The 11,832-nt window shown below is 57.3% G+C and carries 5 protein-coding genes; 1 reads left to right on the top strand and 4 read right to left on the bottom strand.

Annotated elements, in window-relative coordinates; translation table 11 throughout:
• The 4 genes from ABIE32_RS10165 to glmS all read right to left on the bottom strand — a co-directional run.
• A partial coding sequence (locus tag ABIE32_RS10165; RefSeq protein WP_429015715.1) for a hypothetical protein occupies positions 1-2,222 on the bottom strand: 2,222 nt, incomplete at its 3' end.
• Between the two features lie 22 nt (positions 2,223-2,244).
• The gene (locus ABIE32_RS10160) at positions 2,245-3,270 is read right to left on the bottom strand and encodes a hypothetical protein (RefSeq protein ID WP_429015713.1); all 1,026 of its coding nucleotides are present in this window, start codon (positions 3,268-3,270) and stop codon (positions 2,245-2,247) included.
• Positions 3,263-8,392 carry a choice-of-anchor U domain-containing protein gene (locus ABIE32_RS10155; protein ID WP_429015711.1) on the bottom strand — a complete coding sequence of 1,710 codons (5,130 nt, stop codon included), beginning with the start codon at positions 8,390-8,392 and terminating at the stop codon, positions 3,263-3,265. Before ABIE32_RS10155 ends, ABIE32_RS10160 begins: the two co-directional genes overlap by 8 nt.
• A gap of 628 nt (positions 8,393-9,020) precedes the next feature.
• On the bottom strand, positions 9,021-10,910 hold the full coding sequence (gene glmS, locus ABIE32_RS10150; RefSeq protein ID WP_224150356.1) for a glutamine--fructose-6-phosphate transaminase (isomerizing): 1,890 nt from the start codon (positions 10,908-10,910) through the stop codon (positions 9,021-9,023).
• 133 nt (positions 10,911-11,043) lie between these two features.
• On the opposite strand from glmS, the gene ABIE32_RS10145 reads away from it, so the two are divergent.
• Positions 11,044-11,553, top strand: a complete 510-nt coding sequence (locus ABIE32_RS10145; protein ID WP_224150357.1) for an Lrp/AsnC family transcriptional regulator — start codon at positions 11,044-11,046, stop codon at positions 11,551-11,553.
• Positions 11,554-11,832 lie beyond the last annotated feature (279 nt).

The following is an 11,832-nucleotide window of genomic DNA, read 5'->3' as shown; positions in this document are numbered from 1 at the left end:
CTAATTATTATTTGCGGCGCAATGACTTCCGTTTGCAATGGCGTTGATGCAGTCGCCCCAGCAGCCGTTGCCTCAATCTGCGTTGATCCGATGTCTACACCCGTCACGACAAAGTTCACGCTGCTTTGACCCGCAGGAATTGTCACCGTCGCCGGTGTCTTACACACCTCAGCAGCTACGCAGCGCAAGTTCACTGTCACCGCATCCGCTCCACCACTCACAACACCATTGATCAATCTCTGAACACCTATTTCATACAAGTGGGTGTTCATTCCTTTACCCAATACCGCTTGAGGTCCGTAGGCTCTAAACAAGTGCAATGCAAACTTCTGCTTAACATCCACATTCAGCGTCTTGGCAATCAACCCCGGCGAAGTGATACTGATAGCAGTCTTGCCCTCAGCCAATGCCTTGATCGTGACCGGTACCGTTGCATAGATTTGCCCCTGGGGAATGAACACCTCTGCAGGACTCACCGTTGCAATCATCGGGTCTTGGCTCACCACAGCCACCGTGATGCCGCCTTGCGGAGCCGCCTTGTTCAGTTGCACGCGCACAGAGCGGCTCAGCTCCACATTCATCACCAAGTCTGCGGTGGGGTCGGTATTCAGGCTGATCGCGTCAACCCGCAACGTGGTCTGCCCAGACTGGTAGCCTGAGGCAGCCGCCGTCAGTGTGGTCGTACCTAACGTTGTCCCGTTGATCGTGAAGCTTGCCTTGCTTTGGCCTGCGGGGATTTGCACGGTTGCAGGAATCTGTGCCAAGCTGCTTTGCGCCAGACTCAGACCTACTGATAGCCCGCCTGCAGGAGCTGGCTCGGTCACCTCTATCGCCACCGCCGTGCTTCCCCCCGGGGCCACCACTACACTCGACGGCAACACCAAGGCTTTGCCACGTACTGTCACGGTGGCCAATGCACTGGCATAGCCGTCGGCCTGCGCAGTCAAGCGACTCACGCCATCAGCCAGGCCCGTCACTTCAAAGTTCACGCTTTGCTGACCCACAGGCACCACCAGACTGGTCGGTGCAGACAATACGGCGGCATCTGCGTTGTTGATCTGCACTGCAACATTTGCCGTTGCAGGCGCTGGCAACGACAGGGTCATGGGATAGCTGCGATTGATACCCACTGTTGGGCTCGACGGTGCCAACCCCAAAGAAGGAAGATTGACCACCTCGATCTGGGTTTCTGCAAAACCCAGCGTGGCGTGGCTGGCAGTTACCTTGGTCGTGCCCAAGCTACTAGCCTGCACTTCCAGATCAGCGCTGATAGATCCCTCTGGAATTGTTACTCGCGACACCGCCGAAGCGACGGAGGGAACACTGCTGGATACATCCACCAAGATACCGCCGACAGGGGCCGGTGTGTTGACCGTGACACGGAGCATGGCGACTACGCCTGGGCTGAGCTTGAGCTTGGAGGGCTCCAGCGCCAATGGCGCTTGACCGATATTGACCAAGCCTTGCTGCACCAAATACGGGATACCCACCACACCCCAAACGACCTGCGCACGAATCGTGCCTGTTGGCACAGAAATGGCGTTGAGAGAATTGCCGCTAGCGGTATTGCCAGTTCCTACCGGGGAGGAGGCCAGGTCAATCGTGATGGCAGGGCCACTGTGGTGATTGATGGCGGTATTGTTGATGACAGGAGATGAGCCTTCAATGGCTACACCACTGCCATATTCGATCGTGACATAGCTGAGTTGTGTCAGTGCATTGTTGGTGCCCGTCGTAAAGCGCCATTGGCGCCAGTCTCCGGCTGCAGGCGTGGCTGCAGCAGAGGTAATTTTGATGGGTAGACTGGGCGTGCCAACAGCCTGGAGTGCGCCTTTTTTGATGGTAAAGCTGGCCGCGGCAGCCATTTGAATGGTGACGCCAGGCTCGATGCTCAGGGTTGCGTTGTTATCGACAATCACATCGCCTTGGAAGGAATATGGCGACTGTGCCGCACGCAAGGTGGTGTTGCCGGTAATGGAGCCTGTTACCACGGTCTGTGCCGTCGCCTGCTGCATACCCAGGATGGCAGCCAACAGTATCCACACCTGCACCAGCACTTGGTAAACCATGCGAGTCAGCGCCTGCGACGCTTTTCCCGCACACGGCTTCAGTGCGCCAGGGCTTTGGCGGTCGGGCCCCAGGCTTTTCCCGCAAGAGGCGGGCGAAGTGTATGCGGTGAATGTTGGTGATGGGTACAACATACGTCCCTCTGTTTTTTTCATTCTTGGTAATGCCCTGATGCGCCTAGATGCGCCCACATGGAACTTGAAGTTTGTGATTGGCGGTTTGCTGGATGACAGCGGTTTGCGCAACTTGCTGCTCATAGCCTTGCCATCCGCCCCGCAGCCAATAGGCAGGCAGAGATGCAATTGCGTTGCTAGGTGATTTCACGGCCTTGGCCAATGCCTGTTCGACCTGTAGGCGTATGGCATCACTGAACGATTCATCGGTCACCACAATGAGTGCCTGGGCTTGGGCAGTGTTTTTATGGTTGTTTAATTTGTCCAGATAGGCGCGCTTCACAGCTGCAACCAGCTTGGCATCACGCTCTTTACCCTCCACCTGCACAGAAACCAGTTGGCTTGCCGAAACGGGCAGCCGATCTTTGGGTGCGCTGTGCATGGCCTCACTGGCCGAGATGACCGTCCACTGCAGACCCTGCACTAGCGAAACGATCCAGTCATTGGCATCCAATGGCTGCAAAATCAGTTGGTCAGCAACAGCGAAAGAATCACCGACTTTTGCTCCAGCAAGCAATGAGCGGACACCACCCCGAACAGCCTGCACTTTGATAAAACCTTGTTCCTTCAACTGCTGGCATGCGCTGCTGAGATTGGCATAGTCCAGCCCGGTGCCCACCAGCACTATCGGCCCTTGTTGCAAGAACCGCTTGCTGGCGACCTCCGTTAGCTCCATTTGCAGTGCATTGGCCAGCGGAGTCGCCTTTTGCATGCTGCGCGGACGTACATCGATCAACATGGGTTTGCTGATGGAGCCTTCGATTGAAGTCGCCAGCTGTTGTCCACTGATCCAGCAGGTACCATCCAGTGCAGGCGCTGAGACTTGGGCAGGCCAATAGGAGGCTTGCGCCTGGGCATCATGCGCAGCATAGTTTTTAGCCTGGCAGATGAGATCATCCGCCAGTGGAGCTGCTGCAGCGTCTTGCGTTGCTGCAGATGCGCTGATCGATGCAGCGAATAGCACCATGCCAGCAACAGCCAACGCAGTACTTGCGCTGATTTGCAGTGATTGAGCCTGTAGCTTACTCATCATGAGCACCCTCGCTGGTGGCACGATGCGAAGCAGCTCCTTTTTGCGAGCGCAAGGGGCGCTGCCAAAGGGCAACTCCCAACAAAGTCAGTAGCGACAGCAAAGCGACCGATATCGGACTCAAGCCTGGCACTTCAATGGGCCCAGCCTGCTCGCCATCTGGCAATGGCCCACTTTGGATCACGGGGCCGCCAGGGTCCTTGATCGCACCATTGACGGTCAGATCGTCATCGCCCAACTGACCGTCAGTGATGGTGTAGCTGATCTTGTTGCCTTGCAACCGCAGATTCCTGGGTACGTACCACAAGCTCCGGCCTCGCGAAGTGGGAGTTGGGCCGTACTTCATGTAGTTGCTGATACCAAACAGGTTTGGCCACTCCGTCGTAATGGTAACCGTGCTGCCCACATCACAGCCGACGAGTTCATACTCGAACACACCATGCGGGAAGAGCAGGACATTGAAGAGCGGCAGCAAGCCTTCAGCCTTCTTGACAAAGGTCTTGGTTGGATCAAAGCGGCACGTTGCACCACCACCGGTCACGGAAGCCTTGAGCGATCCTGTACCTGTTGGAGTCTTGATGGTGACTTGTTTGTCACCAGCAGGCGCCGCCGTGTTCTTGAGGCCCACGCGCACTTCCGTCACCCCAGCAGCGGCAATAAGCACCTCGTAGTCCCCCACGGTCTTGTTGGCAGTGAGCTTGGGCGATGCGGCCATGCCTTGCGCATCGGTCGTAGTTTGCACGGACAAGCCACCACCAGCAAAGACTGCACTCGCGCCGCTCGCCGGCAGAGTGAAGGTCACTGCGCGTCCTGCAATCGGACTACCCTGGCCATTGACCAGTTTGACCCGGATCACATCGGTGAATGCGGTGTCGACGATGGCAGATTGACCACCACCAGATACCACTTGCAGGTTGAGCACAGGCACGGTGGCGGCGGTATTGGTCAGCGCAAACTGCGCTGTGTCTGCAGCATCGTGCGCCGTCGCTACCGCCTGGAAGCTACCCTCAGTGTTGTTGGCAATGAGCAGTGGTGAGCTGGCAAAACCATCGGCATCGGTTTGCACCTGTACTTGCAGTGCACCACCAGCGAACGTTGCACCCGCACCGTTTACGGGCAGCTGGAAGCTGACCAGGCGGCCTGCCACGCCGGCGCCTTGGCCGTCGACCAGCTTGACCTTGAGGGCTTGCACAAAGGTAGTACCCACGTTGGCGGACTGGCCGCTGCCGGAAACGCTCAGCAAATTGAACACTTGCACCGGCTGCTTGGTGTTGCTCAGCGAGAACTGAACCTCGCCAGAGACACCTGTTGCAGCGGCGATCGCCTTGTAGCTGCCCTCGGTGCCGTTGGCCATCAACACAGGAGAGATGGCCAGGCCTTGGGCATCTGTCGTGACACTTGCGGTACTGGAGCCACCGGCGAAGCTGGCAGTAGCACTATTGGCCCCAGCCGATGGCAACGAGAAGATCACCACCTTGCCTGCGACTCCCACGCCTTGCTCGTTAACCACCAAGACTCGCAAGGTTTGGGCGAAGGCTTGGTTGATTTGAGCGGACTGGGCATCACCCGCCACCGACTGCAGCGACAGGATTGGCGCTGCGGCATCACTGTTGCTCAGATCAAAGACCAGCGAAGTTGTTACATTGTCTGCACTGGCAACGACTTGGTAGGATCCCGCCACCGCGTTGGCCGTGATACCACCCGTCGAGGCAAAACCTTGGGCATCGGTGGTCACTTGCAACTGCTGCGTGCCATTGGTGAAGACAGCGCTAGCGCCGCTGGCTGGGGTTACAAACTTGACGGTTTGGCCTGCCACCGGGGCGTTGTTGTCATCGGCAAGACGCACTTGCAGCGGAGCACCGAAGGCGGTCCCTACCTTGGCGGCTTGCTGGTTGCCACTGTTGATGGTCAAGGTCCAGTTCTTGGTGGTAGTGCCGTCATCCTTCCAGGCGGCAGACACCAGGCCAATCCACTGTGCAACCGATTGCAGTGCCGCATCGCGTCCTGCATCTTGTGCAACCGCACGCAGTTTTTGCTGGGCTTGCAGCAGCGCGCTGATGGCATCACCCAGTTTTTGCTGCTGAACGGCGGCTGCCGCTTGATCAAACAGCGCGGCAATCTCTGCCTTGGCAGCCTCGGTCAGTCCTTGCACCACAGGTACCGCAGCACGTGCATTGGCTTCAGCCTGCTGCTGGGCAACGGTGCGTACATTGTGCGACCATCTGTCGATCACCGTGGCATCTGCAGTGTTGCGCAGCTGGGATTCCAGCGTGAAGGCTTTGGATTCCACTGGCAGTTGCAGCCACAGCTCAACCGTTTGCTCTACACCCGCTGCCATATCCAGCGGCCAGCTGAACTGATCACCATTTTGCGCAGCGGTTGGCTTGGACGACAGCAGCTTGGTGCCATTGCCCAAAGCACTGGAGAGGGTCACCTGGCGAGACTTGCTGTCGCCATTGGTGACAACCGTCTTCAAGTGAACACTGGATTGGACCAACATCGGATCTACCAGCTTGGGCGTACTGGAGGCGATTTGCGCCTTGAGCCACTCGCTCCAGGCGGCGCCAGTAAGCTTGTCGCCGAACTGATCAAAGCCCATGGTCAGTACCTGCCCCTTGCCATAGTTCGTACGTATGGCAGCGACTTCTCCTGAAACGTAGTTCAGTTGGCTGGTGGCTTGAGCATTGGGCACCAAGGACCAGCTGGGGGATGCCAGCGGCAGTTGAGCCCCTCCCACCTGCAGCGCAGCGCTTGTCAGAGGCAGGTCCGCGTAACCGCCCCACATTTCAGCGATGGCACGCAGATTGGTGTCAGCTGCACCGTCCACGACCAACGAAGCGCCACGCAGCACAGCGGCACGCACTTCCTCCTGCAGATTCGCATTCAGGTCGGTGAGTGAACCACTCAGCCACATAAGGCTGAAGTCTCCTGCACGCAAGGCCTTCTGGAAGGCGGCTGCGGTCGCGACAATCTCTGGTTCACTGTCATAGGCAACCAGTACGGTTTGTGCGGTCTGGCGCTTGGCCTCGGCGCATGCCGAATCTGCACCGCAGCCGATATAGGCGAGGATTCGCACACCTTGGTCTGCCATTTGGCTAGCAGTCACGGTTTCGCTGTCCTGGATCCTGATCACCGCCTGAGCACTGTTATTGCTGGTGATGTCATCCTTGGTAGCCGCGCCGATACGCGCAGCCACCAAAAACTCTTTGGCGGTGCCGTCCTTGGCCGTCTGCACTTCCATAGTCAGGATCGCAGTGGAGTTCTTGGCCATGTCACCCAATGTCCATACGCCATTGGCATAGGTTCCCACAGCAGCTGATTGATTCAGCACTGTCAGGCCCGCGGGCAATTCCACATTGACGGTCACTGCCTTAGCTGTCGCTGGGCCAAAGCTTTCTGCAGTGATGGTGACAGTGGACTTGTCACCACGCTTGACGATGGAAGGAGTTGCTCCGGCAGCGATTTTGAGATCGGCTTTGGGCTCGGGATCAGTAGTCTCCGGCGTGGCTACACGTTTGGCAAACAAATAACCAGTGGCAGCTGTGCCTGCGGTCAATTCCATGCTGCTGAATTTGCCCGCTTCGCTCTTACCACCTGCAGAACCTGCCAGCGCCACCCCATCTACCAAGCCATCAGTAACGCCTGCGACCAAGGTATAGACACCGGGCTTTAGCTTGGTAAAGTTGAATGCGCCTTGTGCATCGGTGTAGGCAGTTTGCAACTCGGAGGTACCCGTACCTGCCTGGGTGCCGGTGAGCTTGATCTCCACAACAGGGATTCCAGGTTCGCCGTCATCGCGCATTCCGTTGGCATTGGCATCCTTGTACACCACGCCGGCTATGCTGACCTCCGCGCCCCCCGCTACAAAACCAATGGTGTATTGACCCGTAGTATTGGCATCAAAGATGTTGAGAAAATAGCTCCAGCTGAGGTCTTCGTTGCGTTCTTTGGATAGCCAGATATTCTCTGCAGGAACGATGTAGCCATCGGAGCGAATCACTTGCACAGGTACTTTGGCCCCACGGCTAGGATCCGGGACACGTGCATAAGCAAAGCCCTGCGCGACGGCTGCAAACTTGAGGACGGCGTTGTTGCCCTGTACGGTCATCTGTGCGGAAGCTGTCTGGTTCTGCACTTCCGTATCGGCCCCATCCGATTCGTAGACGCGGAGAACATCACCATCCTTGGCGAGGAAGTCACGCACCTTGTCACGCCCTGGAAGATCGACACGTACGTCTTGGATCAAGGTGTGGGTACGAACCTCTTTGATCAGAGAGGTAACAGCCCCGCCCAAAGAATCGGCATGTGTAAAGCTGGCAGTAAAGTCGACAAATTTGCCTGCCAGACTGGTCACCATGGACCAGCGTCCCATTTTGGAGACCCCGGATTCAATATCTCCAAAGTCCAACAGCAGGCTTTTGCCTGCTGGTTGGTCCCCAACGAATCCACCTAGAATCTGAAAGCTGACCGCCAAGCCTTGCCGGTTTTCGACGATCTTGGGCTGAGCCGTCTCTATCTTGGTTTTATACGATACGCCGCCGCCCTGGTTCTTGATTCTGACACCCAGGGTAAAAGGTTCGGCCACCTCAGTCTCCGGGGTAAATGCATCATCGGCATACACATCGCGAGGCATGAAGTAGTCCAGCACCAATTCAGGCTGTGGGCGCACAACAATGGCTTCTGGCGTGACGTCGACCGTGTCAGTCTTGCCATTCAAGGTATAGGTGACTTTGGCGCCTACGTAATAAACAGTGCCTTCTGGCTTGTTACCTCCACTGCCTGCCGCGGGGATGATGAGCCAGTTGATGTTGGCAACAGCCTTGGGCTCAATCACACCACCGCTGAGATTGGTGATGCCAGTGACTTGATCGGTGCGGTAAAAGAAGGTTGCGCCCTGGGCATTGGGGTCAACGGTTGCTGTGACAACGTTGTTGTTCGCATCGAGAAACTTGAGCTCGATGGAAACGTTTTCCAGTTTCTGATCGGAGAGGCCATTGGTGATGACCATCCTGGCATCAAACGCTTGGCGCTCGAGCGATAGCTTTTGCTCGATGACAATCTTGACTTCAGCACAAACCGCATCTGCCGCCTGGGCAAATGCATTGCTGATGGAATACAACACCCCAAGCACAAATAGCGCGCATATGGTGAACCAACCCCTCGCCAGATGAACTGGCAGTATTTTTCTATGCATAGCCCGTCTCTATTTAGTATGACTATCAAACCAAATGTAAACGAGCTTTACAAAGCTGCCAAGTTACTTTGTAAAGACAGCAGGATCAATCCGACAAACGGCCATCGTCAGGATGCTGTCAGCTTGAACTGATAGCAAACAAAACGTTCACAAACCCAAAGCGGGGCATCAACCTGCTACGTAGGCGCCCCTCAAGACGCTTCCTACCGTATATAAGCCTTAGCAGCCTATTGAAAGATGTTGCTAGTCATTCGCGCTTGCAACCCAGGATTTGACAGAACAAATGTCATGGTAATCATTGAGCCCAAGAACACGACTTTTCCATATATCCAGCATTACTTCGTCTGTTTTGTGCACTGACCTGCTGTACTGCCCCTGACCAGGGGCAGTCCATGCGACTTCTTGAGCGTCCGTTGATCTCATGCCATGGAGTGACGCTTGGCTACGTACCTAGCCGGGTGTGCGTCAGACCTACCCCTGGGTTTTGCGCCTGCCGAGGCAGAGCAGGCTTTGCAAATACCATGCGTCATTGCCCCACCCACCATGGAGTTGCCGGTCACTCCACCGTCACACTCTTGGCCAGGTTTCTCGGCTTGTCCACATCCGTGCCGCGTGCCAGGGCCGTATGGTACGAGAGCAATTGCAGCGGCACCACATGCAGAATGGGGCTGAGCGCGCCATAGTGCTCGGGCATGCGGATCACATGGATGCCCGGGGCGTTTTCGATGTCGGTGTTGGCATCAGCCAGCACATAAAGCACCCCGCCCCGCGCGCGCACTTCCTGCATGTTGCTCTTGAGCTTTTCCAGCAATTCGTCATTCGGGGCGACGGTCACCACCGGCATCTCACTGTCCACCAGGGCCAGGGGGCCGTGTTTCAGCTCGCCAGCCGGGTAGGCTTCGGCGTGGATGTAGCTGATTTCCTTGAGCTTGAGTGCGCCCTCCAGTGCAATCGGGTAGTGGATGCCACGCCCCAGGAAGAGCGCGTTGTTCTTGCGCGCAAAGTCTTCGGCCCAGCTCACCACCTGGGGCTCCAGCGCCAGCACGGCCTGCAGCGCCACCGGCAAATGGCGCATCTGCTCCAGGTAATGGTCGGACTCGCTCTCGGTGATCTTGCCCTTGGCCTGGCCCAGCGCCAGGGTCAGCAGGAACAGGCCTGCCAATTGCGTGGTGAAGGCCTTGGTCGAGGCAACGCCAATCTCCACGCCTGCCCGGGTGATGTAGGCCAGCTTGCATTCGCGCACCATGGCGCTGGTCGCCACGTTGCAGATGGTCAAGGTATGGGTCATGCCCAGGCCTTGTGCATGGCGCAGCGCAGCCAGCGTATCAGCGGTTTCGCCCGACTGGCTGATGGTGACGACCAGCGACCGGGGGTTGGGCACGCTTTTGCGATAGCGGTATTCGCTGGCCACTTCCACATTGCAGGGAATGCCCGCCAGGCCTTCGATCCAGTACTTGGCTGCGCAGCCACTGTAATAGCTGGTGCCGCAGGCCAGGATGAGGACGTTGTCGATCTCCTTGAACACGCGCCACGCGGCGGTGCCGTCCGCGCCATCAAACAGCTCGGGCACCACGCTCACTACACCTTCCAGGGTTTCAGCAATGGCGCGCGGCTGCTCGAAGATTTCTTTCTGCATATAGTGGCGGTAGGGCCCCAGTTCTACCGCACCACTATGGGCATGCACGGTCTTGACCGGGCGCTCGCTCGCCTCCATGGTTTTGCCCGCATGGTTCACGATCCAGTAGCGGCCGATCTGCAGGTCGACCATGTCACCTTCCGCGAGGTAGACGATCTGGTCGGTGACGCCCGCCAGCGCCATGGCATCGCTGGCGAGAAAGTTTTCGCTCTGCCCCACCCCCAGTATCAGGGGCGACCCAGCCCGCGCGCCCACCACACGGTGCGGCTCATCCTTGTGCATCACTGCAATGGCATAGGCTCCGCGCAATTCCTTGATGGCAGCCTGCACGGCTTCGAACAGATCGCCGTTGTAGTGGCTGTCCACCAGGTGCGAGATGACCTCGGTATCGGTCTGGCTCAGGAACTCATAGCCCTTGGCCTGCAAGGCAGCGCGCAGGGCTTCATGGTTTTCGATGATGCCGTTGTGCACCAGCGCCACGCGACCCACAGCGTTGGAGTCGCCCACGCCCGGGCCGGCGCTGAAGTGCGGATGCGCATTGTGCACGGCTGGCGCACCATGGGTGGCCCAGCGTGTGTGGGCAATGCCGGTGGCGCCCTGCAGGTGTTCCTTGGTCACCTGCTCCATCAGTTCTGCCACGCGGGCCGTGCTGCGGGCACGGTGCAGACCGGTGCCCTGGTTGCCTTCCAGGCTGGCATCGTGCACTGCCACACCACATGAGTCATAGCCCCGGTACTCCAGCCGCTGCAGGCCTTGCACCAGCACCGGGACGATATTGCGCGTAGAAACAGCTCCAACAATGCCACACATGGGTTTCACTCCTTGATCGATGGCTGCAGTGTAGATACGTCAAAAGAAAATTATTCATCTATTTTTTCATTTTTATGAAATTAAATTTCTCCATTTCAATGATTTGAAATATTATTTCTAAATGGACAAAATTTTGAATGAATTAGAACTCGACATCATCGATCTGCAATTGCTGGACGCCTTGCAACACGATGCCTCCATCAGCAACCAGGCGCTGGCGGAAAAGGTGCATGTCTCGCCGCCCACATGCCTGCGCCGCATCAAACGTCTGCGCGAGCTGGGCTTGATCGAGACGCAGGTCGCCCTGCTCTCCAGTGATGCGCTGGCTCGGCTGCAGGGCTTTGGCCTGACCGTGCTGGTGGAAGTCAGCCTGGAGCGGCAAGGAGCCGAGGCGCTGGATGCATTTGAAGCCCTGGTGGTGGCAAGCGACCACGTACAGCAATGCTGGCGCGTGAGCCCGGGACCGGATTTCGTGCTGGTGGTCTATGCGCACGACATGCCCGCCTATCTGGCCATGGCACAAAGGCTTTTCACATCGCAGGCCAATGTGCGCAATGTCAAAGCCTATTTCGCGACCAAGCGCAGCAAATTTGTAACACGCATCCCCATTCAGAAAGGTCCTCATCTCACCCATGTACAGTAACCAGCGCTGCACATGTTTTCGATCTGCTGAATGAGTTTAGAGTCTTTCATGTGCCTGGCAAATCACCCACTCACACACGTCTGCGCGGCTCCTGCGCCACAGGCAATGCAAACAAAGGTCAGGGCGCTGCCGCAATATCTGCGGCAGAGCTGCACTGGTAACCCACCAGGCCAGACCCTCTATATGCTCTTGAATGGATAGCTGCTCAGGTCTGCGTGGATTGCGCTGCTGATTGTTTTGATGAATGCGGTTCGTTTGAAATCTGTCTGTTCAGCACTG

The organism is Comamonas sp. 4034 (assembly GCF_050434545.1).
Lineage (GTDB): Bacteria > Pseudomonadota > Gammaproteobacteria > Burkholderiales > Burkholderiaceae_C > Comamonas > Comamonas odontotermitis.
The sequence above is the reverse complement of the archived record's forward strand: the minus strand, read 5'-3'. Positions and strand labels throughout refer to the sequence as shown.

Excerpts from the sequence above, each read along its gene's own strand:
- glmS (WP_224150356.1), bottom strand. The coding sequence starts at position 10,910 with ATGTGTGGCATTGTTGGAGCTGTTTCTACGCGCAATATCGTCCCGGTG.
- ABIE32_RS10160 (WP_429015713.1), bottom strand. The coding sequence starts at position 3,270 with ATGAGTAAGCTACAGGCTCAATCACTGCAAATCAGCGCAAGTACTGCG.